17 protein-coding genes and 3 tRNA genes are annotated in these 26,142 nt (G+C 62.7%); 14 read left to right on the forward strand and 6 right to left on the reverse strand.

Annotated features, from left to right (window positions below; translation table 11 throughout):
- Window positions 1-153 precede the first annotated feature (153 nt).
- Window positions 154-236, forward strand: a tRNA-Leu gene (locus J0O65_RS21585).
- Between the two features lie 55 nt (window positions 237-291).
- Here J0O65_RS21585 and J0O65_RS21590 read toward each other — a convergent pair.
- Window positions 292-1,833 (reverse strand): hypothetical protein, encoded by a 1,542-nt coding sequence (locus J0O65_RS21590; protein ID WP_215409245.1) that lies wholly within the window; start codon window positions 1,831-1,833, stop codon window positions 292-294.
- Between the two features lie 622 nt (window positions 1,834-2,455).
- Here J0O65_RS21590 and tig point away from each other — a divergent pair.
- The 8 genes from tig (at window position 2,456) to J0O65_RS21630 (ending at window position 11,762) form a co-directional block, all read left to right on the forward strand.
- Window positions 2,456-3,796: a trigger factor gene (gene tig / locus J0O65_RS21595; protein WP_070256539.1), complete on the forward strand. Its 1,341-nt coding sequence runs from the start codon at window positions 2,456-2,458 to the stop codon at window positions 3,794-3,796.
- An 84-nt stretch (window positions 3,797-3,880) separates the two neighbouring features.
- Entirely contained in the window at window positions 3,881-4,498 is a 618-nt protein-coding gene (gene clpP, locus J0O65_RS21600; protein ID WP_502793584.1) for an ATP-dependent Clp endopeptidase proteolytic subunit ClpP, read from the forward strand.
- Window positions 4,499-4,698: 200 nt separating this feature from the next.
- Window positions 4,699-5,967 carry an ATP-dependent Clp protease ATP-binding subunit ClpX gene (gene clpX / locus J0O65_RS21605; RefSeq protein WP_215409247.1) on the forward strand — a complete coding sequence of 423 codons (1,269 nt, stop codon included), beginning with the start codon at window positions 4,699-4,701 and terminating at the stop codon, window positions 5,965-5,967.
- A gap of 274 nt (window positions 5,968-6,241) precedes the next feature.
- Complete coding sequence (lon, locus tag J0O65_RS21610) at window positions 6,242-8,653, forward strand: endopeptidase La (protein WP_215409248.1); 2,412 nt, start codon at window positions 6,242-6,244, stop codon at window positions 8,651-8,653.
- Window positions 8,654-8,857: 204 nt separating this feature from the next.
- Window positions 8,858-9,130, forward strand: coding sequence for a non-specific DNA-binding protein Hbs (gene hbs, locus J0O65_RS21615; protein ID WP_010398442.1), 273 nt, complete (start codon window positions 8,858-8,860; stop codon window positions 9,128-9,130).
- 125 nt (window positions 9,131-9,255) lie between these two features.
- A tRNA-Asp gene (locus J0O65_RS21620) sits at window positions 9,256-9,332 on the forward strand.
- A gap of 17 nt (window positions 9,333-9,349) precedes the next feature.
- Window positions 9,350-9,426 (forward strand) — tRNA-Asp (locus tag J0O65_RS21625).
- A 410-nt stretch (window positions 9,427-9,836) separates the two neighbouring features.
- Entirely contained in the window at window positions 9,837-11,762 is a 1,926-nt protein-coding gene (locus J0O65_RS21630) for a SurA N-terminal domain-containing protein (RefSeq protein WP_215409249.1), read from the forward strand.
- A gap of 168 nt (window positions 11,763-11,930) precedes the next feature.
- On the opposite strand, the gene J0O65_RS21635 is transcribed toward J0O65_RS21630, so the two are convergent.
- Window positions 11,931-12,620, reverse strand: a complete 690-nt coding sequence (locus J0O65_RS21635) for an arylesterase (RefSeq protein WP_215409250.1) — start codon at window positions 12,618-12,620, stop codon at window positions 11,931-11,933.
- On the opposite strand from J0O65_RS21635, the gene J0O65_RS21640 reads away from it, so the two are divergent.
- Window positions 12,619-13,371, forward strand: a complete 753-nt coding sequence (locus J0O65_RS21640) for an ABC transporter ATP-binding protein (RefSeq protein ID WP_502793585.1) — start codon at window positions 12,619-12,621, stop codon at window positions 13,369-13,371. The genes J0O65_RS21635 and J0O65_RS21640 overlap by 2 nt on opposite strands.
- Before the next feature lie 8 nt (window positions 13,372-13,379).
- Here J0O65_RS21640 and J0O65_RS21645 read toward each other — a convergent pair whose 3' ends face one another.
- Window positions 13,380-14,924 (reverse strand): NAD(P)H-hydrate dehydratase, encoded by a 1,545-nt coding sequence (locus tag J0O65_RS21645; RefSeq protein ID WP_215409251.1) that lies wholly within the window; start codon window positions 14,922-14,924, stop codon window positions 13,380-13,382.
- A gap of 143 nt (window positions 14,925-15,067) precedes the next feature.
- Between J0O65_RS21645 and J0O65_RS21650 the strand changes: the two genes are divergently transcribed.
- Window positions 15,068-18,640: a hydantoinase B/oxoprolinase family protein gene (locus tag J0O65_RS21650; protein ID WP_215409426.1), complete on the forward strand. Its 3,573-nt coding sequence runs from the start codon at window positions 15,068-15,070 to the stop codon at window positions 18,638-18,640.
- Here J0O65_RS21650 and J0O65_RS21655 read toward each other — a convergent pair.
- Window positions 18,622-19,578: an AraC family transcriptional regulator gene (locus J0O65_RS21655; protein WP_215409252.1), complete on the reverse strand. Its 957-nt coding sequence runs from the start codon at window positions 19,576-19,578 to the stop codon at window positions 18,622-18,624. The two genes, J0O65_RS21650 and J0O65_RS21655, sit on opposite strands and share 19 nt — an antisense overlap.
- 178 nt (window positions 19,579-19,756) lie before the next feature.
- On the opposite strand from J0O65_RS21655, the gene J0O65_RS21660 reads away from it, so the two are divergent.
- From J0O65_RS21660 to J0O65_RS21670, 3 genes are all read left to right on the forward strand, one after another.
- Window positions 19,757-20,809 carry an NAD(P)-dependent alcohol dehydrogenase gene (locus J0O65_RS21660; RefSeq protein WP_215409253.1) on the forward strand — a complete coding sequence of 351 codons (1,053 nt, stop codon included), beginning with the start codon at window positions 19,757-19,759 and terminating at the stop codon, window positions 20,807-20,809.
- A 214-nt stretch (window positions 20,810-21,023) separates the two neighbouring features.
- On the forward strand, window positions 21,024-23,459 hold the full coding sequence (locus J0O65_RS21665; protein WP_215409254.1) for a membrane-bound PQQ-dependent dehydrogenase, glucose/quinate/shikimate family: 2,436 nt from the start codon (window positions 21,024-21,026) through the stop codon (window positions 23,457-23,459).
- Between the two features lie 11 nt (window positions 23,460-23,470).
- Window positions 23,471-24,118 (forward strand): TetR/AcrR family transcriptional regulator, encoded by a 648-nt coding sequence (locus tag J0O65_RS21670; protein WP_215409255.1) that lies wholly within the window; start codon window positions 23,471-23,473, stop codon window positions 24,116-24,118.
- Window positions 24,119-24,256: 138 nt separating this feature from the next.
- Here J0O65_RS21670 and J0O65_RS21675 read toward each other — a convergent pair whose 3' ends face one another.
- Window positions 24,257-24,742: a MarR family transcriptional regulator gene (locus J0O65_RS21675; RefSeq protein ID WP_215409256.1), complete on the reverse strand. Its 486-nt coding sequence runs from the start codon at window positions 24,740-24,742 to the stop codon at window positions 24,257-24,259.
- The gene (locus J0O65_RS21680; RefSeq protein WP_215409257.1) at window positions 24,735-26,066 is read right to left on the reverse strand and encodes a S41 family peptidase; all 1,332 of its coding nucleotides are present in this window, start codon (window positions 26,064-26,066) and stop codon (window positions 24,735-24,737) included. The genes J0O65_RS21675 and J0O65_RS21680 overlap by 8 nt, the downstream gene beginning before the upstream one ends.
- Between the last annotated feature and the right edge of the window lie 76 nt (window positions 26,067-26,142).

Here is a 26,142-nt window from a genome sequence, read left to right on the forward strand (position 1 = left end):
GGCATTCCTCTGGGAAATCCAGTAGAATGCCGCCTTTGCATTGCGGCGGGCTTGCTCAATCAGCCCACGGTAGCCAGATCGCTCCCGAGTTGTTAAAATCAGGGGAGCAGGCTGTGGCAAGCAGTGCGAAGTAGTAGAAATGCGAGTAAAAATGCGGATGTGGTGGAATTGGTAGACACGCTGGTCTTAGAAGCCAGTGCTTCGGCTTGGGAGTTCGAGTCTCCCCATCCGCACCAATCCGGGTTGTTCCAGCCCGGACGTGCAGCACCATCAAGATACTCTCCAGGGTAGTCATCCAGCGAGTGCGCCGAGTGCGCCCAGTTGCCTGCTTGACTGTTGCACCATCTGCGCAATCAGCGCCTGTGCCTGCGGGTAGCCTTTTCTTTCCATTACCGTATTATCTTGCGCCAGCGGCCAGAGCGCCCGCAAGACGCGTTGCCGTGCCTGCGGCCAGTTTTGCCCTTGCGCCCCCATCGATGGCGGCAGCTCCTCGTCCAGCAGGCGCAGCGCCTCGCGCGTCATCGCCACCTCCCGCTCCACCTGCGCGGCCAGCGTGTCGCCGCGGGGCGGCGGCTGCTGCGCCAGATAGGTGTCGAGCTGGCCGCTCTGGCGCGCGTACAGGTCGAGCAGCAAATGCAGGGTGGCGCCGTTCGGACGCCGTTGCGTGTCGAGCGCGTCGAGCACATCGAGCAGCCAGTGCGTCATCTGTCGCCCGGCCGCTCCCAGTTCCTGCCAGATGGTGCCTTGCAATTGCTCGCCCAGGTAGCGGGCGCGGTCGATGGCGCGCCGGCTGCCGCTCATGTGCTGGCCGATGGGGCCATACCGGGGCGCCAGCGCCGCTTCCTGCCGCTCGGCCAGCAGGCACAGCAAGGCCAGGTGGACATGCACATGGAAGGCTGCCAGGGTGCGGTGGGCATCCCAGTACTGATTGCCGTCGTCATCGGGCGCATTCCACAATGGGCAGATACTGGCGCCGTCCTCGCGCGCATAGCCGGGCGCCAGCAGGCTGTGGCCGTGACGGAAGTCGTACAGTTTCTGCTGCAGCGCTTCGTGCAGCAAGTGCTCGGCCAGCCACCAGGGATTGCCGATCAGTTCCTGGTTCAGGAAGACGCTGCCATTGATGTGAAATTGCGAGCTGGACGCCTTGCCGCGCCACATGCCCCGCTTGGGAAACAGGGCGATCAGTTGTACGTGAGAAAGCGCGCTGGCCGTCAGGCGGGGCAACAAGGTTTCCAGCAGCCGCAGTCCGCGGCGCAGCAGGGTCCGCTCCTGGGGCGTGGGCGTGGCCAGTGGCGCGCCGTAGTTGTCGTCCATCACGGCAAGGAAGGCGCGCGCATACGGCGTGTCTTCCCGCCAGGCATGCCATATATAGGTTGTTGTTTCGGTATCGGCTTCGGCGTCGTCCCCGTCCATGGCGCGCCCCTCGTGCAGGCGCGCCATGGGCGGCAAGTGGGCGGTCAGCGGCCCGCCGGGCCGGCCCGTATCCAGGTGTGCGCCGGCCGCCTGGAACAGCGCCGCGCATTGCGGCAAGGGCAAGCCATGCGCGTCGCCCAGGTGCAGCTGGCCCATGGCGTGCTGGACGGCATAGCGCAGCACCGTGTCGCCCAGCAGCTGGCGCCGGCGCGCTGGCGTTGCCGCGTCGAGCCGGCTGGCCAGGCTTTCCGCCTCGGGCAGGGTGCTGCCCAGCTTGTGCAAGCGCCGCCAGCAGGCGATGGCCATCTGGTCGCGGATATGGCCGCTGTCGCCAAAGGCGCGGTGCGTCACCAGCGCCGTTTCCGCAGCTGCCAGCACGTCCGCGTCCGGTGCTGCGGCGCGCAGGGTGGGCACAGTCACCTGTCGGGTCCGCTATCGTGCATGCTGTTTTCTCCATTAAATTCACTTGGAGAGGGCGGGAGTGGCTCAGGTTTGCCTGAAAAATGGCCAAATTGAGGTAAATCAAAGGTTTTTTGCCCGAAATCTTCGCCAAGAGCGCATTTCTTTGTTTCGGACGGGGCGACAGTTCGCATATACTAATGAACGAAGCAGGCTGGAAAGCCTGTCTCTGGCGAAATAGAGAATGCCGGGGCAAGAGTAAAGACAGGGCCATCCAGGCTGTGGCGATTCGTTCGCCGCCGCTGGTATCCTCTGTGGCCGGGCTGCAAAGCCAGCCACTTTCCCGAAGTCCTTTGTTATAATGCCACGCTTTACCGAATGATGGCCGGCCCTGCATTTACTTAGAAGCAAGGCTGGACGCTCGGAGCCCTGTCGCAGTACTGGAAGCGGCGGATTGTTTGGTGCCTGGTGCGGGTTTTCCCTCAGCCGGGTAGACCAGGTCCATTGTCCTGCTTGCAGTGCTTTTACAGATGAATATGCGAGCGAGTGAAGCTGGACCCATGTCTTGCCGCCAGCGATGGCGCAAGGGGTCGGGTCTTCTTTTCTCGCACCAACAGTGTTTATTTTTTGGACGATTTTTTACATGGCAACTGCAGTCGAAACCTTGGGCAAACTCGAACGTCGTATCACGATCTCCTTCCCGCTGACGGACGTCCGCACGGAAGTTGAGAAGCGCCTGAAAGTGCAAGCCCGTACGGCTAAGGCACCGGGCTTCCGTCCGGGCAAAGTGCCGTTGAAAATGGTCGCAGCACAATACGGCTACCAAATTGAATCGGAAGTGCTGAACGACAAAGTCGGCCGCGCGTTCAACGACGCCGCCAACGAAAACAACCTGCGCGTGGCCGGTTTCCCGAACATCGTGCCGAAAGAAGAAGCAGCCGAAGGCCAGCTGGCTTTCGACGCCACGTTCGAAGTGTATCCGGAAGTCGCCATCGGCGACCTGACGGCCGTTGAAATCGAAACCGTGCAAGCCGACGTGTCGGAAGCCGAAATCGACAAGACCATCGACATCCTGCGCAAGCAGCGCGTGCACTTCCACACCAAGGGCGAAGCTGGCGAACACGGCGACGGCGGTGAACCGATCGCTGCCAACGGCGACCGCGTGACCGTCGACTTCGTCGGCTCGATCGACGGCGTTGAATTCCCAGGCGGCAAAGCTGAAGGCTACGCTTTCGTGCTGGGCGAAGGCCGCATGCTGCCGGAATTCGAAGCAGCGACCCTGGGCCTGAAAGTGGGCGAGTCCAAGACTTTCCCATTGTCGTTCCCTGAGGACTACCATGGCAAGGACGTGGCCGGCAAAACCGCCTCGTTCACCATCACCCTGCAAAAGCTGGAATGGGCGCACCTGCCGGAAGTCGATGCCGAATTCGCCAAGTCGCTGGGCGTTGCCGATGGCGACCTGGCCAAAATGCGCGAAGACATCAAAGTCAACCTGCAACGCGAAGTCGCTGGCCGCGTGAAAGCGCGCAACAAGGAAGCCGTCATGGACGCGCTGATCAAAGTTGCTGAGCTGGAAGTGCCAAAAACGCTGATCGCCCAGGATTCCGAGCGCCTGGCCGAAATGACCCGCCAGGACATGGCGCAGCGCGGCATGAACGTCAAGGACGTGCCTTTCCCAGCAGAACTGTTCGCGGAAAAAGCCGAGCGTCGCGTACGCCTGGGCCTGATCCTGTCGCAACTGGTGGGCGACAACAAGCTGCAGGCGACGCCTGAGCAAGTCAAGGCGCAGATCGAAGATTTCGCCCAAAGCTACGAAGATCCACGCGAAGTGCTGAAGTACTACTACAGCGACCGTCGTCGTCTGGGTGAGATCGAAGCCCTTGTATTGGAAGAAAACGTCGTCACCTACGTGTTGGGCCTGTCGAAAGTCACGACGAAAGCAGTTGCTTTCGACGAACTGATGGGAAGCAACGCACAAGCGTAAACCAGTTGGTATCCGGATACTGTCCTTGCTGAAAGGCAAGGGCAGTATCCCCTAACTGCTTCACAAGGAAATGAAATGACAGGTATGAACCGTAATCCAGCGCTGGAAACAGAGATGCTCGGCCTGGTGCCGATGGTGGTGGAACAAAGCGGTCGCGGCGAGCGCTCGTATGATATTTACTCGCGCCTGCTGAAGGAACGCTTGATTTTCATGGTCGGCCCGGTCAATGACCAGATGGCCAACCTGGTCGTCGCCCAGCTGCTGTTCCTGGAAAGCGAAAATCCGGAAAAGGAAATCTCGCTCTACATCAACTCGCCAGGTGGTTCGGTCTCGGCCGGCATGGCCATCTACGACACCATGCAGTTCATCAAGCCGGACGTCTCGACCTTGTGCACGGGCATGGCCGCTTCGATGGGCGCTTTCCTGCTGGCCGCTGGCGCCAAGGGCAAGCGTTTCTCGCTGCCGAACTCGCGCATCATGATTCACCAGCCGTCCGGTGGTTCGCAAGGCATGGCGTCCGATATCGAGATCCAGGCGAAGGAAATCCTTTACCTGCGCACCCGCTTGAACGGCATCATGGCCGAGCGCACGGGCCAGTCGATCGAACAGATCGCCAAGGACACCGACCGCGACCGTTTCATGTCCGCCGACGAGGCCGTTGAGTATGGTTTGATCGACAAAGTGTTGACCAGCCGCGCTTGATGAGCCCCTACCGGTATTGCTAAGGTTGTAAGTAAACGCCCGGGCGCTCAAACGTTCGGGCGTTTCGCTTTTATTTCGGGTAGCATGGAGCTTGTGCACGTTGTTGACTTGCGCCATGGGGAGTTGCCTTAACGGGCGGCAACCATCATCCGGCTTGCGATTTTGCAATATTGTTAATGCAGTTCCAACCAAAATGCCTTATGTCAGACAAAAAATCCTCTAGCGGCGAAAAATTACTGTATTGCTCGTTCTGCGGCAAAAGCCAGCACGAGGTGAAAAAACTCATCGCCGGCCCGTCCGTCTTCATTTGCGACGAGTGCATCGACCTGTGCAACGACATCATCCGTGATGAAACGTCGAGCATCGAGACGGTGACCGGTAGCAAATCCGACCTGCCGACGCCGCAAGAAATTGCCGCCTTGCTCGATCAGTACGTGATCGGCCAGCAGACTGCCAAGCGCATCCTGTCGGTAGCGGTGTACAACCATTACAAGCGCCTCAAGCACCTGGGCAAGAAAGACGACATCGAACTGGCCAAGAGCAACATCTTGCTGGTCGGTCCTACCGGCTCGGGCAAGACCCTGCTGGCGCAGACCCTGGCGCGCATGCTCAACGTGCCGTTCGTGATCGCCGACGCCACCACCCTGACCGAAGCCGGTTACGTGGGTGAGGACGTGGAAAACATCATCCAGAAGCTGCTGCAGAGCTGCAACTATGACGTCGAGAAAGCCCAGCGCGGCATCGTCTACATCGATGAGATCGACAAGATTTCGCGCAAGTCCGACAATCCGTCCATCACGCGCGACGTGTCGGGCGAGGGCGTGCAGCAAGCCTTGTTGAAACTGATCGAAGGCACGATGGCTTCCGTGCCGCCACAAGGCGGCCGCAAGCACCCGAACCAGGATTTCGTGCAGATCGACACGACCAACATCATGTTCATCTGCGGCGGCGCCTTCGACGGCCTGTCGAAAGTGATCGCCAACCGTTCCGAAAAGAGCGGCATCGGCTTCTCGGCCACCGTGCGCAGCAAGTCGCAAAGCTCGGCCAGCGAACTGATGCTGCAAGCGGAACCGGAAGACCTGGTCAAGTTCGGCCTGATCCCGGAATTGGTGGGGCGTCTGCCCGTCATCGCCACCCTGGCGGAATTGACGGAAGAGGCGCTGATCCAGATACTCGTCGAGCCGAAGAATGCGCTGATCAAGCAGTATTCGAAGCTGCTCGAGATGGAAGGCGCGGAACTGGAGATTCGTCCGGCCGCCCTGCATGCGATCGCCAAGAAGGCGCTGGCGCGCAAGACCGGCGCCCGTGGCCTGCGTTCCATCCTGGAACATGCTTTGCTTGACGTCATGTACGAACTGCCGAGCGAACAAAATGTGGTGAAGGTCGTCATCGACGAAAATACCATCACCAGCGGCGCCAAACCTTTGTTGATTTATCAAGAGGCTGCCAAAGCCTCCGGAGAAAATTGAAAACTGCCGAGACAAATGCATAAAAAGGGTTTTGATTCCTTAATGCATGGCAGTACAATTTAAATCAATGAGTGCAGGCTTCAATCGTAAAGCCACTCGCGGCGCTTAGCTGCGCGTGGCTTTTTTTACTGTTGAGACCGCATTTGTTACCGTCATGCGGGTGTGTTTTGCGAAATAGACTTTATGTTTGTTTCACAGAATTATTTATTCTCGCCGGTCTTGTGTTTTGGCAGCGAGCGCCAACATCGTAAACACGCTTTCTATAAGGTACGCCATGACAACTTCCAAATTAACTGAGCAAACTCAACTGCCGTTATTGCCGTTGCGGGATGTCGTCGTTTTCCCGCATATGGTGATACCGCTGTTCGTTGGCCGTCCAAAGTCGATCAAGGCACTGGAAGCTGCGATGGAGCAGGGCAAGAGCATCATGCTTGCCGCTCAAAAAGCAGCCGCGAAGGACGAGCCGTCTCCTTCGGATATCTATGAAATTGGCTGTGTCGCCAATATCTTGCAAATGCTGAAGCTGCCCGATGGCACCGTCAAGGTGCTGGTCGAAGGCGCGCAGCGTGCCCGTATCAACCATATCAGCGATGCGCCGACGCATTTCATCGCCGACCTGACGCCGCTCGAGTCCGAGCCAGGCGACGAGTCGGAAGTCGAAGCCATGCGCCGCGCGATCGTGCAGCAGTTCGACCAGTACGTCAAACTGAACAAGAAAATCCCTCCCGAAATCCTCGCTTCGCTGTCGGGCATCGACGATGCCGGCCGCCTGGCCGACACGGTGGCTGCGCACCTGCCCCTGAAGCTGGAGCAAAAGCAAGTCATCCTGGAAATTTTCAGCGTGGCCAAGCGCCTCGAGCACTTGCTGGGTCAGCTCGAAGGCGAGCTCGATATCCTGCAGGTGGAAAAGCGCATCCGCGGCAGAGTCAAGCGCCAGATGGAAAAGTCGCAGCGCGAGTACTACCTGAACGAGCAAGTCAAGGCGATCCAGAAAGAACTGGGCGAGGGCGAAGATGGCGCCGACCTCGACGAGCTGGAGAAAAAAGTCGCCTCGGCCAAGATGCCGAAGGAAGCGCTCGACAAGGCCACCAACGAGTTGAAAAAGCTCAAGCTGATGTCGCCGATGTCGGCCGAAGCCACCGTCGTGCGCAACTACATCGATACCCTGGTCAATTTGCCTTGGAAAAAGAAATCCAAGGTCAATAACGATTTGTCGAATGCGGAAAAAGTGCTCGAAGGCGACCACTACGGCCTCGACAAGGTCAAGGAACGCATCCTGGAATACCTCGCGGTGCAACAGCGCGTCGACAAGCTGAAAGCGCCTATCCTGTGCTTCGTCGGTCCTCCGGGCGTCGGCAAGACCTCGCTGGGCCAGTCCATCGCCCGCGCGACGAACCGCAAGTTCGTGCGCATGGCCCTGGGCGGCGTGCGCGACGAAGCCGAGATCCGCGGCCACCGCCGCACCTACATCGGCTCGATGCCGGGCAAGATCCTGCAATCGCTGTCGAAAGTCGGCGTGCGCAATCCCTTGTTCCTGCTCGATGAAGTCGACAAGATGGGCGCCGATTTCCGTGGCGATCCTTCGTCGGCCCTGCTGGAAGTGCTCGATCCGGAACAGAACCACACGTTCTCCGACCATTACATCGAAGTCGATTTCGACTTGTCCGACGTGATGTTCGTGGCCACGTCGAATTCGTACAACATTCCGCCAGCCTTGCTCGACCGCATGGAAGTGATCCGTCTGTCCGGTTACACGGAAGACGAGAAGACCAGCATCGCGCAGCGTTACCTGCTGCCGAAGCAGATCAAGAACAATGGCTTGAAGGAAGAGGAAATCTCGGTGGCCGAGTCGGCCCTGCGCGACATCATCCGCTACTACACGCGGGAAGCCGGTGTGCGTTCGCTCGAGCGTGAAGTGTCGAAGATCTGCCGCAAGGTGGTGAAGATGCTGCTGCTGAAGAAATCCGACAAGAAAGTCATCGTCAACTCGAAGAACCTGGATAAATTCCTGGGCGTGCGCCGCTATGATTTCGGTGTCGCCGAGAAAGAAAACCAGGTGGGCCAGGTGGTCGGTCTGGCATGGACGGAAGTGGGCGGCGATCTGCTGACCATCGAAGCCGTGTCGATGCCGGGCAAGGGCGGCATCATCCGCACGGGTACCCTGGGCGACGTCATGAAAGAGTCGATCGAGGCGGCCCGCACGGTGGTGCGCAGCCGGGCACAGCGCCTGGGCATCAAGGCGGACGTGTTCGAGAAGAGCGACATCCACATCCACGTGCCGGAAGGCGCGACACCGAAGGACGGTCCTTCGGCTGGCGCGGCCATGACGGTGGCCATGGTGTCGGTCTTCACGGGCATCCCCGTGCGCGCCGACGTGGCGATGACGGGCGAGATCACCTTGCGCGGCGAAGTATTGCCGATCGGCGGCTTGAAGGAAAAGCTGCTGGCGGCCCACCGTGGCGGCATCAAGACGGTCCTGATTCCAGAGCAAAACGTGAAAGACCTGGCCGACATTCCGGACAACGTCAAGAACAAGCTGGAGATCGTGCCCGTGCGCTGGATCGACAAAGTGCTGGAAATCGCCCTCGAACGCATGCCTGAAGCGTTGGCGGACGTCGCTGCTGTGGAGGCTGTCACGGCCGCCGCGGCCAAGCCTGACGTGGCTGGCGAGGTGGTAAAACACTAACGTTTTACCCCTGTTTTCCCCAAACAAGCGCTTTTAGAGCGCTTGTTTTATATTGAAACGTGAATTGCGCCCCCAAAGCGCTTGACACATATACAGTGTGGCTTGTTTAATACGCCTGCACATTTTTTTCGCCGGACAGCTGTGGTGCCAAAAGTGCCGCAACGATACGGTAAACGTTTTATACCTTTGTAATTGGGGATGCTAGTGAACAAGACTGAATTGATCGACCACATTGCTGAAAAAGCTGACATTTCCAAAGCCGCCGCTGCGCGCGCACTCGACGCTGTTATCGGCGGCGTGACGGAAACTTTGAAAAACAACGACAGCGTGACGCTGGTTGGTTTTGGCACTTTCTCGGTCAGCGAACGCGCTGAGCGTACCGGCCGCAATCCGCGTACCAAAGAAGCGATCACGATCGAAGCAGCAAAAGTTCCAAAATTTAAAGCTGGTAAAGCTTTGAAGGATGCTGTAAACTAACGGACTTCGGTGAGGTGACAATCACCGGAAACATTTGGCGGCGCCTCCGGGTGCCGCGATTTCAGGGTTGAAGTTCGACGAATCGCAACCCTGGATGCAAATGCAAGCAGTACAGTGTATTTTTCGGAGTGGTAGTTCAGTTGGTTAGAATGCCGGCCTGTCACGTCGGAGGTCGCGGGTTCGAGTCCCGTCCGCTCCGCCAAAAAAATACGCTCTCAAGGAGTGGTAGTTCAGTTGGTTAGAATACCGGCCTGTCACGTCGGGGGTCGCGGGTTCGAGTCCCGTCCGCTCCGCCAGAATATAGAAGCCCGCGCTGCTGAATAAGTAGCGCGGGTTTTTCTTTTCCAGCGCCAGATTATCTCGGCGCGCCTGCTTTTAAAATCCCATCGTGCCGTTTTGAATAAAAACGCCGGCGTTTACATTCGCTTTAAGCCGCGCCGGCTTAAATGCCTGCGCCTGGCGCCTTGCCGTCCATGCGGCGCCAGGGCGGGGCGCGCGCCCTGATTTACTCTTGCTATAGCGCTATGGGCATTGTAGAATCAGGAGATAATGGCTTGGGCGTCAGAATCCTGCTTTAGTTCCAGCGCCAAGTTGTTGAATCTAAAGGGGAAGTGGACATCTGTCCCGTCCATTCCGCCGAAGAAATCAAGGCGAACGCATGTTCGCCTTTTTTTATAGTGATCCACTCATCCCGAATTGGCTGACCATGTTTGAATTTATTCGTACCCATCGACGCTTGATGCAGTTTCTCTTGATGCTGGTCATCGTCCCGTCTTTTGCACTGGTCGGTATCAGCGGCTACCAAAGCTTCGGCGACGGCGCGAACACCATCGCCAAGGTCGGCGACCAGGTCATCACGCAGCAGCAATATGAAGAAGCGCAACGCCAGCAGATCGACCGCTACCGCCAGATGATGGGCGAGCAGTTCGACCAGAAAATGTTTGACACGCCGGAAGCGCGCCAGAGCATCCTCGACAACCTGATCGCCGAGCGCGCCGTGGCCGCCGAAGTGGGCCGTAGCCACCTGGTCATCAGCGATGCCGTGCTGCAAAAGGAAGTGCTGGAAATCCCTGGCTTGACCTTGCCGGACGGTAAATTCGACCTGGAACGCTACAAGGCCATGCTGGCCGCCCAAGGGATGACGCCGCAGATGTACGATGCGCGCCGCCGCAGCGACCTGGCCCTGCAGCAACTGGCCGGCGCCGTGCAAGGCACCGCCTTCGCGCCGAACACCGTCTCCAAGCGCCTGTCCGACATCACCTCGGAAGAGCGTGAAGTGCAGGAACTGCTGTTGCCGATCGCCCAGTACGTGCCGGAAGTCAAAGTGACGGACGCCATGATCAAGGCGTTCTATGACAAGAACGGCAAGTTCTTCGAGATCCCGGAACAAGCGAAGGTCGAATACGTCGTGCTGGACGACAGCGCCGCCGGCGAGCAGGTCGACGTCAGCGACGCCGACGTGACGGCCTATTACGCGAAGAACCAGAAAGCCTACACGACGCCAGAAGCGCGCCAGGCCAGCCACATCCTCGTAGCCGTCAAGAAAGACGCCTCGGCCGCCGACAAGGCCGCCGCCAAGGCCAAGGCCGAAGCCATCCTGGCCGACGTGCGCAAGGCGCCTGCCAGCTTTGCCGCCGTGGCCAAGGCCAAGTCGGAAGACCCTGCCTCCGCGGAACAGGGCGGCGACCTGGGCGTGATCGGCAAGGACGGTTTGCCAACGCCGCTGCTGAACGCCGTATCGAAACTCAAGCAAGGCGAAATCAGCGATGTCGTCGCTTCCGATTTCGGCTTCCACATCCTGACCGTCACTTCGCTCAAGCCAGAGCACGTGCGTGCGCTCGATGAAGTGCGCGGCGAAATCACGGCCGACCTGCGCAAGCAATTTGCTGCCAAGAAATACTCGGAAATGGCGGAAACGTTCACCAACACGGTCTACGAGCAATCGGACAGCCTGAAACCGGTGGCCGACAAGCTGAAACTGAAAGTGGAAACCGTCGCCAACCTGTCGCGCACGCCGTCGCCGGCACTGGGCACGGCGCCGTTCAACAATGCCAAGTTCCTGACCGCCATCTTCTCGAACGACTCGCTGAAAGACAAGCGCAACACGGAAGCCGTCACCGTCGCACCGAACGTGCTGATCGCCGGCCGCGTGGTGGAGTTCAAGCCAGCCTCGAAGCGTCCGTTGGCCGACGTCGAAGCCATGATCCGCCAGCGCGTGACCATGGAAGAAGCGGAAAAGCTGGCGAAGAAAGCGGGCGAAGCCAAGCTGGCCGCCTTGAAAGCCTCGGGTGACGCGAGCGGTTTCGGCGCGGCGCAATGGGTGTCGCGCAGCAAGCTTGACGGCATCAACCGTGCCGCCATCGCGCAAGTCATGAAAGCGGACACGAGCAAGCTGCCAGCCTACGTGGGCGTGGACTTGCCAGCCCTGGGCTACGGCATCTACCGCATCGCCAAGGTGCAGCAGCCGGCGCAAGTGGACGCGGCGCGCCGCCAGCAAGAGAAAGACCAGATCAGCGGCATCCTGGCACAGCAGGAAATGTTCGATTACGTCGAGTACCTGAAAGCCAAGGCCAAGGTGAAGATCGTCAAGCCGGTCACCGCCCCAGCCGCCCCGGCACCGGAAGCGCCGTAAGATTTAGTTTCCACGCATAAAAATAGCCGCTCCCAGAGCGGCTATTTTTTTATCTGCGAGTTGTGAACCTTGTTTAACCCAAGGGCGCAAGACTGGGGTCGGACCCTCAGGGGCCGACCCCGGCAGTTCGGCCTACGGGGTGAAAATTGAGCGAGCTTCTGAGCCGGCCTACTTGGCTTTCAGCAACGGCGCCAGTTGCGGCCAGATGTTTTTCAGGATGGTCGGATGCGCCTGCGCGTTCGGGTGCATGCGATCGGCCTGGAACAGCTGCGGCTGGTCGGCGATGCCTTCAAACATGAAGGGGACCAAAGGCGCCTTCCATTCCTTCGCCAGCTTGCCGTATACGCCATAAAACTGCTCGCCATAGGCGCGGCCATAGTTGGGCGGCATGCGCATGCCCACCAGTACCACCTGCGCGCCTGATTTTTTGGCCGCCTCGCCCATGGCGCGCAGATTCGCTTCGGCGGCCGCCACGGGCAAGCCGCGCAAGCCGTCATTGGCGCCCAGTTCGATCAGCACGACGTCGGGCTGGTGCCTGGCCAGCAGGGCGGGCAGGCGCGCGCGGCCGCCGCTGGTGGTCTCGCCGCTGATGCTGGCGTTGACGATGCGCGTGTCGTTCTTCTGCGCGGCCAGCCGCTGTTCCAGCAGCGCCACCCAGCCCGTGCCCCGTGCCAGCCCATATTCGGCCGACAGGCTATCGCCGAGCACCAGCAGCGTTTTTGGTGCAGAATAGGCGCTCGTCATGCCTGACACCAGGAGCAGGGCTGCCGCAGGAAGCAAGGCCAGGGTGCGCCGCCGCAGGCGGTTACCGCCCTTGACACTTATTTGTTCACGAAATTTTTTAAGATAGATCAGCATGCCCGAATTCCCTAAAGCGACGTCCACCAGTTTTCTCCCGTCCGACGCGGCGGCCCAGCGGCCCGCCACACCCGACAGCCAACATGCCCGGCCGGCCATCGAAGTGGTCCAGCTGGCCAAGCGCGTACCCGATGCCGATGGCGAGCTGACCATCCTGCATCGCGTCGATTTTACCGTGCAAACGGCCGAGACGCTGGCCATCGTCGGCGCCTCCGGTTCCGGCAAGTCCACTTTGCTGGGTTTGCTGGCCGGCCTGGACACGCCCAGCGAGGGCAAGGTCATCCTCGACGGCACCGATATCTTCGCTCTCGACGAAGACGGACGCGCCGGTTTCCGCAAGGAAAAGCTCGGTTTCGTGTTCCAGTCCTTCCAGCTGCTGGCCCACCTGACGGCGCTGGAAAACGTCATGCTGCCGCTGGAACTGCGCGGCGACCCGCAGGCGAAGGACAAGGCGCAAGCGATGCTGGGCAGGGTCAACCTGGGCAGCCGATTGAAACACTATCCGAAATACCTGTCCGGCGGCGAGCAGCAGCGCGTGGCGCTGGCGCGCGCCTTCGTCACGGAGCCGCCGCTGCTGTTCGCCGACGAGCCGACGGGCAGCCTGGACGCGGCCACCGGCGAAGCCGTGATCCAGCTGATGTTCGAACTGAACCGCGAACGCGGCTCGACCCTGGTGCTCGTCACGCACGACAGTTCGATCGCGGCGCGCTGCGGCCGCACCATCACGATTGCGGCCGGTCGGTTGGTATAACGCTTTGACTATGCCGACAAGGCATTGATCAACTTGCGTATCGCCGGGATCAATTCCCCCGCCGTCAGGCCGATCGGGCCGCTGCCTGCGGCCACCAGCGCGTCTGCGGCCGCGCCATGCAGCCACACGGCGCCCAGCGCCGCTTCCCATTCGGGCCAGCCCTGCGCCAGCAGGCTGCCGCACAGGCCGGACAGCACGTCGCCCGTGCCGGCCGTGGCCAGCGCGGGGCCGCCCGTGTTGTTGACGACGACGTTGCCGTCCGGCGCGGCGATCACCGTGCCCGAACCTTTGAGTACCACGATGACGCCCAGCTGCGCCGCCAGCTGGCGCGCCGCGCCCAGGCGGTCGGCCTGCACCTGGGCCACCGTCATGTCGAGCAGGCGCGCCGCTTCCAGCGGATGCGGCGTCAGAATCGTCGCCCCCGCGCCCGTGCGCACGGCCAGCGCCGATTGCAGTTCCGGTTCGGCCGCCATCAGGTTGAGCGCATCGGCGTCCAGCAGCAGCGGGCTGTCGCTCTCGAACGCCCGCAGCAGCAGTTCCACCGTGCCGGCCTTGTCGCCGAGGCCGGGACCGGCCACCAGCGCCGCGAAGTGCAGGCCCGAGAAATCCACATCCCTGGCGTGCCGGCACATCAGTTCCGGCTGGCCGCTGTCGAACGCGGGCGGCGCGTCGGGAAACGCGATATACACTCTGCCCGCACCCGCGTGCAGTGCCGTGCGGGCCGCCAGGATGGGCGCGCCGGCCATGCCCTGCGCGCCGCCGATGATGGCCACGCTGCCGTAGCTGCCCTTGTGCGTGTTTTGCCGGCGCGGCTGCAGCTGGCGGGCGAACAGGTGCAGGCCGCCCAGCTGGGCCCTGGCGGGCGGCAGCAGGGCAGGAGCTATGGCCAGGCTTGCCACTTCCACCTCGCCCGCATAGTCGCGGCCATTCGCCGTGTGCAGGCCCGGCTTGTCGCCGATGAAGGTGAGCGTATGCGTGGCGCGGATGGCGACGCCGTCGATGGCGCCCGTGTCCGCGTGCAGGCCGCTGGGCACGTCGAGCGCCAGCACGGGGCAATCGAGCTTGTTGACCAGCTGCGCCATGTCGCGGCATTCGCCATCCAGGGGGCGCGACGCGCCGATGCCGAACAGGCCATCGATGACGAGGTGCCACGGCGCCGCGCCCACCGCGGCCGACGCCGTGCTGGTCGCCGCCTGCATGCAGCGCGCGCTGCTGTTGCGCGCGCGGCTCAGCGCCTGTTCGCGCTCGGGCGACGTGGCTTGCGCCTCGGGCGCCAGCCAGACGAGCACCTCGGTGCCGCTGCCGGCCAGGTGCGCGGCCGCTTCCAGCGCGTCGCCGCCGTTGTCGCCGGGGCCAGCCAGCACCAGTACGCGCCGGTGGCCCGCGCCGTCGCCTTCCTCCTGGGCGTGCAGCAGCTTCAGGGCGGCACTGGCGGCGGCCTGGCCCGCGCGCTGCATCAGCAGCCCTTGCGGCAGCTCGCGCATGGCCGATTGTTCGATGGCGCGCAGTTCGGCGATGGCATACAGCGGTGTTGCGGAGTCGATCAGGTTCATGGAGCGTATTCCCTTAGTCAGCATGTCTTCAACATAAGGCCGAAGCGGACGAAAGGCAAGGCGCGCACGCCTGAAACGCGCCCCTGTTTGGCGGCTACAATAGCCATCTCATTAGCATTTCACACAGGCACGGGGGCAGGATGATGGACTGGCAATTCTGGATCGACCGGGGCGGCACCTTTACGGACATCGTGGCGCGCCGCCCTGACGGCAGCCTGGCCACCTTCAAACTGCTGTCGGAGAACCCGGGCCAGTACCGCGACGCGGCGCTGGCTGGCATGCGCCAGCTGATGGGGCTTGCGCCCGGCGCGCCGCTGCCCGTCGAACAGGTGGGCGCCATCAAGATGGGCACGACGGTCGCGACCAATGCGCTGCTCGAGCGCAAGGGCGAGCCCACCGTGCTGGCCATCACGCGCGGTTTTCGCGACGCGCTGCGCATCGCCTACCAGAACCGCCCGCAGCTGTTCGCGCGCCAGATCATCCTGCCCGAACTGCTGTATGGCGACGTGATCGAGATCGATGAAAGAGTGGGCGCCCACGGCGAGGTCGTCACGCCGCTCGACGAGGCGGCCGCGCGCGCCGCGCTGGGACAAGCCCATGCGCGCGGCGTGTGCGCCATCGCCATCGTGCTGATGCACGGCTACCGCCATCACGCGCACGAGGCGCGGGTGGCGCAGCTGGCGCGCGAAGCCGGCTTTACGCAGGTGTCCGTGTCGCATGAGGTCAGCCCCATGATGAAACTGGTGGCGCGCGGCGACACCACCGTGGTCGACGCCTATCTGTCGCCGATCCTGCGCCGCTACGTCGACCAGCTGGCGATGGAGCTGCCCGGCGTGCACCTGCAGTTCATGCAGTCGAACGGCGGCTTGACGGATGCGCGCGCCTTCCAGGGCAAGGACAGCATTTTGTCCGGCCCCGCCGGCGGCATCGTCGGCATGGTGCGCGCCAGCGCGCTGGCCGGCTTCGACAAGGTCATCGGCTTCGACATGGGCGGCACGTCCACCGACGTGTCGCATTACGCGGGCGAATTCGAGCGCGTGTTCGAGACGCAGATCGCCGGCGTGCGCATGCGCGCGCCCATGATGAGCATCCACACGGTGGCGGCGGGCGGCGGCTCCATATTGCATTTCGACGGCGCCCGCTACAAGGTGGGGCCGGACAGCGCGGGCGCCAATCCCGGTCCCGCCAGCTACCGGCGCGGCGGTCCGCTGGCCGTCACGGACTGCAACGTCATGCTGGGCAAGCTGCAGCCCGACTTCTTTCCCCGTGTCTTCGGCCCCGACGCCAATGAAGCGCTGGACGCGGCCACGGTGCGCGCCCAGTTTGCGGCGCTGGCGCGCACGGTGAACTCGACGCCGGAACAGGTGGCAGAAGGCTATGTCGCCATCGCCGTGGGCAACATGGCCAACGCCATCAAGCAGATTTCCGTGCAGCGCGGTCACGACGTCACGGAATATACGCTCACCAGCTTTGGCGGCGCTGGCGGCCAGCACGCCTGCCTGGTGGCCGATGCGCTGGGCATGCGCACGGTCTTCATCCATGCCCTGGCGGGCGTGATGTCGGCCTACGGCATGGGCCTGGCCGACCAGAGCGCCATGCGCGAGCAGGCCATCGAGGCGCCGCTGGGCGTGGATCTGGCGCGCGATGTCGCGCAATTGGGCGCGCTGGCGCGCGGCGACCTGTTGCGCCAGGGCGTGGCAGCGGAACGCATCGCGCTGGTGTCGCGCGTGCACCTGCGCTATGAAGGCACGGATACGGCCCTCGTCGTGCTGTTCGACACGGCCGCCGGCATGCAGGCGCAGTTCGAAGCGGCCTACAAGAAGCGCTTTTCCTTCCTCATGCCCACGCGCGCCTTGATCGTCGAGGCCATTTCCGTGGAAGCCATCGGCGCATCCGATGCGCCCCAGCCGGCCGCGCCGGTCCATGCGGCGCGCGCTGGCGCGCTGGCGCCGCTGCGCACGGTGCAGATCTATTGCGCGGGGGCGTGGCGCGACAGCGGCCTGTATGCGGCGGACAGCCTGCGTCCCGGCGACGCCATCGACGGCCCGGCCATCGTCAGCGACGCCAACGCCACCACCGTCATCGAGCCGGGCTGGCGCGCGGAGGTGACGGCGCATGGCCATTTGATCTTGCGCAGGATCGCCGCCTTGCCCGAGCGGCACGCCATCGGGACGCACGCCGATCCCGTGATGCTGGAAATTTTCAACAACCTGTTCATGTCGATCGCCGAGCAGATGGGCCTGCGCCTGCAAAATACGGCCCATTCCGTCAACATCAAGGAGCGGCTCGACTTCAGCTGCGCCATCTTCGACGCGCAAGGCCACTTGATCGCCAATGCGCCGCACATGCCCGTGCACCTGGGTTCCATGGGCGAGAGCATCCGTACCGTCATGACGCGCAATGCGGGCGCCATGCGGCCGGGCGACGTGTACATGCTGAACGATCCATACCACGGCGGCACGCATTTGCCCGACGTGACGGTGATCTCGCCCGTCTTCGACGAGGAGGGGGAATCCATCCTGTTCTATGTCGGCTCGCGCGGCCACCATGCGGACATCGGCGGCACCACGCCCGGTTCCATGCCACCCGATTCCACGCGTATCGAGGAAGAGGGCGTGTTGATCGACAATTTCAAGCTGGTCGACGGCGCCACGAGCGTGATGCGCGAAGACGCCACCCTGGCCCTGCTGGCGGGCGCCAGCTGGCCGGCCCGCAATCCCCGGCAAAACCTGGCCGACCTGCGCGCCCAGGCGGCGGCCAACCAGAAGGGGGCCGAGGAATTGCGCAAGATGGTCGCGCATTTCGGTTTGCCGGTCGTGCAAGCCTACATGGGCCACGTGCAGGACAACGCCGAGGAAGCCGTGCGCCGGGTCATCACGACCCTGAAGGATGGCAGTTATGCGCTGGACCTGGACAACGGCGCGCGCATCCAGGTGGCGATCAGGGTCGACGTGGCCGGGCGCAGCGCGACCATCGATTTCACCGGCACCTCAAGCCAGTTGCCGAACAATTTCAACGCGCCGTCCGCCGTCTGCATGGCGGCCGTGCTGTATGTGTTCCGCACCCTGGTCGACGACGAGATTCCCCTGAATGCCGGCTGTCTGAAACCCTTGACCGTGATCATCCCGCCCGGCTCCATGCTCAACCCGCGGTATCCGGCCTCCGTCGTGTCGGGCAACGTGGAAACCTCGACCTGCATCACGAATGCCCTGTATGGCGCGCTGGGGGCGATGGCGGCCTCGCAGGGGACGATGAACAATTTCACGTTCGGCAGCGAGAAATACCAGTACTACGAGACGATATCGGGCGGCTCGGGCGCCGGCCCCGGCTTCGACGGCACGGACGTGGTGCAGACGAACATGACCAATTCGCGCCTGACGGACCCGGAAATCCTCGAGTGGCGCTTCCCCGTGCGCCTGGACAGCTACAGCATCCGCGCAGGTTCGGGCGGGGCGGGGCGCTGGCACGGCGGCAACGGCGGCGTGCGCCGGGTGCGTTTCCTGGAGCCGATGACGGCGGCCATCCTGTCGAACAACCGGATTTACCCGCCGTTCGGCATGGCCGGCGGCGAGGCGGGCGCGCTGGGCCGCAACTACGTCGAGCGGCGCGACGGCACGCTGGAGCACCTGGCGCATATCGGCAAGACGGAGATGCAGGCGGGCGACGTGTTCGTCATCGAGACGCCGGGCGGCGGCGGTTACGGCAAGATGGAATAGGCCAGGTCAGCACTGGCGCTGGCACCGGCGCCGCTCAGCTGCGCGCGCACCTGGCCCACGTCGCGCATGGGCGCGCGGCCGAACTGGCGGCTGTATTCGCGGCTGAACTGCGATTCGCTGGCGTAGCCGACCCGGTAGCCGGCCGTGCCCGCGTCGATCTGCTCGACCAGCATCAAGCGCCGCGCTTCCTGCAGGCGCAGCAGCTTCTGGTACTGCATCGGCGTCATGGCGGTGATCGCCTTGAAATGGTGGTGCAGCGACGACATGCTCATGTTGGCCATGCCGGCCAGGTGTTCGATACGCAGCGGCTGCGCGTAATGCCGCTTGATCCAGTCGATGGCTTGCGCCACCTGGTGCGACTGGCTGCTGGCCAGCGCCATGTGGCGCAGGCGCCCACCCACTGGGCCATTCAGCAGGCGGTAGGTCAGCTCGCGGCGGATCAAGGGCGCCAGCGCGGCGATTTCCGCCGGTTTGTCGAGCAGGCGCACGAGGCGCAGCATGGCGTCGAGCAGGTCCGGCGACACGTCGCTGACGGAAATGCCGCGCGCGGCGGGGAGGATTTTCTGCTGCGCGCCGCCGCTGGTGCTTTCGCTGTCGAGCAGCGCGGCCACGTCGGCGATGTCGATGCCCAGCACCACGCACAGATGCGGCTTGTCCACGCTCGCTTCCACCACGCGCACCTGCACCGGCAGGTCGACGGAGGTCAGCAGATACTGCATGCGGCTGTAGTGGAAGGTGTCCGTGCCCAGGGTGACGTCCTTCGCCCCCTGCGCGATGATGGCCACGCTGGGGCGCGCCGCGTGGAACAGGGACTCCGTGACGGACGACTGGCGGTGAAAGGTGAGGTGGCCGATGGCCGTCGCGTAGTCGCCCGTGCGCGGCGCGTGGCGGCTGATCAGGGCGGCGATTTCGTCTTGGGGCGGGAGCAGGGCAGGCATGGGTGGCAGTATGCGTCAGGCGAGGGAGGGCAAGGGCTGATCTTACGCAGATTTGGAGGATCGTGCAAAGGTCTTGCAGGATCGCGGTAACGGCGGGGCGGCTTCTCGGGCACACTTGTGCAATCGCATGCACGGCAGGCGTCCCCCTCGTCACACACATATAGATACAGGAGTTTTCATGACCACCATCGCCAAAGGCTACGCCGCACTGGGCCCGACTTCCGCACTGCAACCGTTCACGTTCGAGCGCCGCGCCCCGCGCGCAGACGACGTGGCCATCTCCATCAAATACTGTGGCGTGTGCCACTCCGACATCCACCAGGCGCGCGACGAATGGGGCGGCGCCGCCTTCCCCATGGTGCCCGGCCATGAAATCGCCGGTGTCGTCACGGCCGTTGGCGCCAATGTGAGCAAGTTCAAGGTGGGCGACCACGTGGGCGTGGGCTGCTTCGTCGACTCCTGCACCACCTGCAAGACGCGCAACGTGGACCTGGAACAGTACATGCCAGGCCTGATCCAGACCTACAACGGCGTCGAAGCGGATGGCAAGACGGCCACGCAGGGCGGCTACTCGGACAGCATCGTCGTCAAGGAAGGCTATGTGCTGTCGATTCCCGACAACCTGCCGCTGGACGCGGCCGCGCCGCTGCTGTGCGCCGGCATCACCCTGTACTCGCCGCTGAACCACTGGAAGGCCGGCCCTGGCAAGCAGGTCGCCATCCTGGGCATGGGCGGCCTGGGCCACATGGGCGTGAAGATCGCCCACGCCATGGGCGCCGAAGTGACGGTGCTGAGCCAGACTTTGTCGAAGCGCGAAGACGGCCTGCGCCTGGGCGCCACGCATTACTACGCCACCAACGACGCGGAAACGTTCAGCAAGCTGGCCGGCACGTTCGATCTGATCATCTGCACGGTGGGCGCGTCCATCGACTGGAACCAGTACATCAACCTGCTGAAAGTCGACGGCAGCATGGTCATCGTCGGCATCCCGGACGGCGCCGTGCCGCCGATCAGCGCCTTCGGCCTGGTGGGCGCGCGCCGCAGCCTGTCCGGCTCCATGATCGGCTCGATCAAGGAAACCCAGGAAATGCTGGATTTCTGCGGCAAGCACAATATCGTGTCCGACATCGAGATCATCCGCATCCAGGATATCAATGAGGCGTTCGAGCGCGTCGTGAAGAGCGACGTCAGATATCGTTTTGTGATCGACATGGCGTCGCTGGCTGAGTAATTTGACAAGGGGGGCAGACCCATCGGCTCTGACCCCTTGGTCGCCGTCAACACCCCATCCCCGCCAAAAATCAAGCTCCCTTATCAATTTTTCTTTCCTTGCGTCAAAAATCGGCATAAAATGAAACCGTACAGTACAGTTTCACTACGTAGTTTCAAAAAATCAGCCATCCCCGACGTGTTTGCCTGGGCAGGGGAGGCGTCTTGGATCAAAAATGGACACTACAACAAAGAATGGAGCGGCGGCGATCCCGCCCGTCTCCAGGGGCAAGCGCATTGCCCTGGCGGTTTTCGGCATCTTCCTGGGACTTTCCGGCCTGGCCCTGGCGGCGGGCGGCATCGAACTCATTACCCTCGGCGGTTCTTGGTATTACCTGCCGGCCGGTCTCGGTTTAATATTGGCCGGCGTGCTGTACCTGCGCCGCAGGCGGCTGGCCAGCGCCGTCGTCGCCGTGCTGGTCGTCGGCACCCTGATCTGGGCCGTGTGGGAAATCGGCTTCGCCTTCTGGCCCATGGTGCCGCGCCTGGCGCCATTCCTCGTCATCGGCCTGGCCGCCGCCTTGCTGCATCCATGGCTGGCGGGGCGCGCGCGCCATGCGCGTCCGGGCCAGTCGCGCGGTTTCGCCGCCCTGTTTGCCGTCGTGCTGGTGGCCGGTTTCGCTGCCATGTTCAAGCCGCACGGCGTGCTGGAGGCCACGTCGCAGCCGCGGCAAGATGCCGTGGCGGCCGTCAACGACGGCAGCGCCAACTGGGCGCACTATGGCTATGGACCGCACGGCACGCGCTTCGCGCCGTACACGCAGATCGACAAGGCCAACGTCGAGCAACTGCAGGTGGCGTGGACTTACCGCTCGGGCGAGCCGGCCGAGGGCGCGTCGGAATCGCAAAACACGCCGCTGCAGATCGGCGACACCATCTATACGTGCACGCCGACGAGCAAGGTCATCGCGCTCGACGCGGACACGGGCAAGGAGCGCTGGACCTTCGATCCGAAGCCGGCCAACACCAAAACGTGGAACCGCTGCCGCGGCGTCGGCTATTACGAGCCGGCCACGGTGAGAAAGCCGTTCCGTTTTGACGGCATGCAGGCGGCCGGCACGCCGGTGGCGGGCGCCTGCGCCAAGCGCATCGTGCAAGTGACCATGGATGCGCGCCTGATCGAGATCGATGCGCAGACGGGCAAGCAGTGCGAGGGTTTCGGCGACCAGGGTTCGGTCGACCTCACCGTCGGCCTGGGCAAGGTCAAGATGAACGTGCCGTACTATGCATACACGTCGGCGCCGACCGTCGCGCGCAACCTGATCATCCTCGGTGGCTGGGTCTTCGACGGCCGCTCCACCGATGAACCTTCGGGCGTCGTGCGCGCCTACAGCGCCGATACGGGGGAACTGGTGTGGGCCTGGGACCTGGGCAATCCGGCCATCACCAAGCTGCCGCCGGAAGGGCAGACCTACACGCGCAGCACGCCGAACATGTGGTCCACGCCTGCGTTCGACGATGCGCTGGGCCTCGTCTATCTGCCGACGGGCAATGAGCAGCCCGACTTCTGGGGCGGCAAGCGCCCGCCGCTGACGGAAAAATATGCGTCGGCCATCGTCGCCCTCGACATGGCCACGGGCCGCGAACGCTGGACGTATCAAACCGTCCACCACGATATCTGGGATTACGACGTGGCCGCGCAGCCGGCCCTGTACGACGTCCCGGACGGCAAGGGCGGCAAGACACCGGCGCTGGTGCAGCTGACCAAGCGTGGCCAGATCTTCATGCTGGACCGCCGCACGGGCAAGCCGATTGCCGAAGTCATCGAAAAGCCCGTGCCGCAGGAGCACGCGGCCGGCGACTGGGTGTCGAAAACGCAGCCATATTCCACCGGCATGCCGGCCCTCGGCGCGCAAACGCTGACGGAGCGCGACATGTGGGGCGCCACCTTCTTCGACCAGCTGGCCTGCCGCATCAGTTTTCGCAAGCTCAATTACCAAGGGGAGTTCACGGCGCCAAGCACGAAAGAAACCCTGATCTACCCGGGCTACTACGGCGGCTTCAACTGGGGCGGCGCGGCCGTCGATGAAAGCAATGGCTATATGTTCGTCAACGATATCCGCATGCCGCAAGTGGTCAAGCTGGTGCCGCGCGAAACGGTGGACGTGGCCAAGCTGACGTCGGGCCACGGCGTGGGCAGTACCTATCCCATGGATGGCACGCCCTTCGTCATCGACCACAAGGCCTTCAATTCGCCGCTGGGCATTCCCTGCCAAAGCCCGCCATGGGGCGTGTTTGCCGCCATCGACCTCAAGACGCAGAAAAAAGTATGGGAGCGTCCGGCCGGCACCGTGCGCGATGCCGTCATCAATGGCGTGCGCGCGCGGCTGCCCATCCCGCTGGGCATGCCGACCCTGGGCGGCGGCGTGAGCACGGCGTCGGGCCTGGTGTTTTACGCGGGCACGCAGGATTATTATTTGCGCGCCATGGATATCGCCACGGGCCGCGAAGTGTGGAAGGCGCGCCTGCCCGTCGGCTCGCAAGGCACGCCGATGACGTATGTGTCGCCCAGGTCGGGCCGCCAGTACGTCGTGGTGGTGGCGGGCGGCGCCCGCCAGAGCCCGGACCGGGGAGATTACGTGATAGCATACGCGCTTCCCAAGACACAGTAAGAGTTTGCTTCATGCCCCAGTTGCGCACCGTTCCAGCTTCCCCGACTACCCGAAGCGAGGAGCGGCGGCGCAAGCTGCTGGTGGCGGCGGCGGACCTGTTCCTCGCCTCCGGCTACGACGGCGTCAGCATGGACGCCATCGTGGCCGAGGCGGGCGGCTCGAAAGCCACGGCCTACCGCTACTTCGGCAGCAAGCAGGAATTGCTGGTGGCGGTGGTCGAATACCTGTGCGCCGACTTCATCATCGCGCTGCGCCGGCTTGATACGTCGCAAGTCGGCCTGGAACAGGGCTTGCAACTGATCCTCGATGAACTGGTGGCCGTCGTCACCAGCCCCCGCCACGTGGACTTTTATCGCCTCGTCGTCACGGGCGCCGCTACCGTGCCGGCCGTGGGCCTGACCTGGTACGAGCACGGACCGCAAGTGTGGCACGCATTGATCCTGCGCCTGCTGGAACAGCAGCGCGCCCAGGGCCGTATCGCGCCCGACACGTCCTTGTCCAACCTGCCCCAGATCCTCTTCGACGCCGTTTTTTCGCACCTGACCACGCGCACCGTGATGCTGGGGCAGGGCGGCAATGCGGCCACGTTCCGGCCATTGATTGCGGAATTGATCGAACTGGTGGTGGCGCGGGTGGGTGGCGCGCCACGGGGCCTGTAGGTACTCTTGAACCATAACGGAGGCCCGGAAAAATCATGGGTGGGTAGCGTTATGCGGAAGAATTGACTGTACTGAATGGCCTGGTGCGCGTATAGGTGCGTATAGGTGCGTATAGGCTTCAAGTAGATGGCGTCGCCGTCAGGCCGGGGGCTTTATGCGCATGTCCAGCGGCTTCTCGTTGAGCGCATCGGTGGCCCGGTCCACGAATTGCCTGATGTCCCCAACCTCGGCAAACAAGCCCGCATAGGCTTGCCGGATCAGCACCGTGCACTGCTCGAATTTCGCAAGCTGCGACAAGCCTTCATCCGTGGGCATCAATATCCGCCGCCGCGCGTCATTGCCATCGTTCCGATACTGTATCAGGCCCAGACGGAGCAGCTTGGGTATCTTTTGCATGACCAACTGGTGCGAATGGCCGAGTTCGCGCGCCAGATCCGAGGCCGAGGCCGCGCCCAGCGCTGCAAGAACAGTCATTAGCGAACACGAACGAACGGGGATGACGATCCCCATCGCATCGAAGACGGTTTTGGATTGCTCGGCGATCAGGACGCTCAGCCGTTCGACTGCGCGGCCGAGAAACACGGCGTCATCGATCGCGGCCGGGGAATGCGTTTTCTTAGTCAAGGCGCTGGTACTTCTGGATGCTGCCATCCTTGTTCACGCGTTCCAGCGCCGTCACTTTGCCCTCCGAAGTGTTCAAGCGGTATCGGAAATCCGACACGCCTTCCACCGCGAGCAGGTCTGGCCCTATCGGCTCAAGCGCGACGCGGAACCGGTCGCGCCAGAGATAGTAAAGAACGCCATTGTCCAGGATGATCTGGCGGCCTTCATATTTTCCCGCGGCTTTCGCCAACATCGCGGCATCGACGTGCGGGCGCTCGATCGCTGCCGTCAAGCCGGGAAGCAGCCAGGTAAATTCCGTTCGCCTCGCGTCATCGGTCTTCGCCAGATTTTCCAGCGCCAGCTTGTGCGCCACAGGCAGCGCGCGGATGGAGGGGCTTGCGATATCGGGTTGCACGCCGACGCCTTCGAAGTCTCCATGGTCGACGGGATCCTGGATCTGGCCGATCGGCACCTGCACGAAAAAATCATCGCTGAGTGGTTTGCGTGCCACCGGATGCGCGCCACCGGCGGTCCGCTCCCCGATCAGGGTGGCTCGCCCGAGCTTTTTCATCGCATAGGAAAACCATTCTGCGGAGGAAAACGACGTGGAGCCGGTGAGGATATAGACGGGCTTGTCCACCATGCGCTTGCCCGGCAAGCCCGGCAGCACCCATTGCCCGCGCTGGATGCGCTTGCCATCCTCGTTGTAGTAGTAATCGAAGAGCAGCTGGTCTTTCTCGCTGGAGAAGAAATAGCTCGCCAGGAATTGCGCCATTTCCAGATGTCCGCCATTGTTATAACGCAAATCGATGATAAGGGCATCCGTATTGGCCACGAAGCGCATGACGGACGCCGCCGTCTCATAGGCAAATTCCGGATCGGCAAAATAGCTGAAGCGTATATAACCGATATTTCCCGTCAGGCGGGCGACCTCATCGAAACCGAAATTGGTTTCCTCCAGCCGGCTCGCTTCTTCTTGTCGTATCTTGGCCTTGAGCGCCGGCTTGGCCTTCGCCTTGAATTCCGCGATCCATTCCGGGTCGGTCGCCACCAGGAAATGCAGGTCGCCGCTGACTTTGATGAGATCGTCGGTCAGCTTGCTCGCAAACGCTGCTTTCGTGGTCGCCGAGTCATACGCTCCCTTTTTCAGATGTTCCTGAAGCACGGGCCTGATTTTTCGTGCGATGTCCGGAAAGGCGTAGTTCGCGTTCAGGGTGCTGTCGAGGGAGGCGATGATCGCGCTTTTTTCGTCGCGCGAGATACCCGGCGCCTCGGCAAATGCGCTCGGTGCGCACAGGATGGACAGTGCCGACAGCGTTTGAAGCAGAAACAAGTGATGGCGCATGCTGATGTTACCTCCCTCGGTGAAACCCGAGCATACAATATATTGCGCAATATGTTGTATAAAAATTCGCCAGCAT

This window comes from Janthinobacterium sp. JC611, from assembly GCF_018682595.1.
In the GTDB taxonomy this organism is placed as follows: Bacteria; Pseudomonadota; Gammaproteobacteria; order Burkholderiales; family Burkholderiaceae_D; genus Janthinobacterium.

Bases quoted from the DNA above. Each gene is read 5' to 3' on its own strand.
- tig (WP_070256539.1), top strand. From the start codon at position 2,456: ATGGCAACTGCAGTCGAAACCTTGGGCAAACTCGAACGTCGTATCACG.
- clpP (WP_502793584.1), top strand. From the start codon at position 3,881: ATGAACCGTAATCCAGCGCTGGAAACAGAGATGCTCGGCCTGGTGCCG.
- clpX (WP_215409247.1), top strand. From the start codon at position 4,699: ATGTCAGACAAAAAATCCTCTAGCGGCGAAAAATTACTGTATTGCTCG.
- lon (WP_215409248.1), top strand. From the start codon at position 6,242: ATGACAACTTCCAAATTAACTGAGCAAACTCAACTGCCGTTATTGCCG.
- J0O65_RS21630 (WP_215409249.1), top strand. From the start codon at position 9,837: ATGTTTGAATTTATTCGTACCCATCGACGCTTGATGCAGTTTCTCTTG.
- J0O65_RS21640 (WP_502793585.1), top strand. From the start codon at position 12,619: ATGCCCGAATTCCCTAAAGCGACGTCCACCAGTTTTCTCCCGTCCGAC.
- J0O65_RS21635 (WP_215409250.1), bottom strand. From the start codon at position 12,620: ATGCTGATCTATCTTAAAAAATTTCGTGAACAAATAAGTGTCAAGGGC.
- J0O65_RS21645 (WP_215409251.1), bottom strand. From the start codon at position 14,924: ATGAACCTGATCGACTCCGCAACACCGCTGTATGCCATCGCCGAACTG.
- J0O65_RS21650 (WP_215409426.1), top strand. From the start codon at position 15,068: ATGGACTGGCAATTCTGGATCGACCGGGGCGGCACCTTTACGGACATC.
- J0O65_RS21655 (WP_215409252.1), bottom strand. From the start codon at position 19,578: ATGCCTGCCCTGCTCCCGCCCCAAGACGAAATCGCCGCCCTGATCAGC.
- J0O65_RS21660 (WP_215409253.1), top strand. From the start codon at position 19,757: ATGACCACCATCGCCAAAGGCTACGCCGCACTGGGCCCGACTTCCGCA.
- J0O65_RS21665 (WP_215409254.1), top strand. From the start codon at position 21,024: ATGGACACTACAACAAAGAATGGAGCGGCGGCGATCCCGCCCGTCTCC.
- J0O65_RS21670 (WP_215409255.1), top strand. From the start codon at position 23,471: ATGCCCCAGTTGCGCACCGTTCCAGCTTCCCCGACTACCCGAAGCGAG.
- J0O65_RS21680 (WP_215409257.1), bottom strand. From the start codon at position 26,066: ATGCGCCATCACTTGTTTCTGCTTCAAACGCTGTCGGCACTGTCCATC.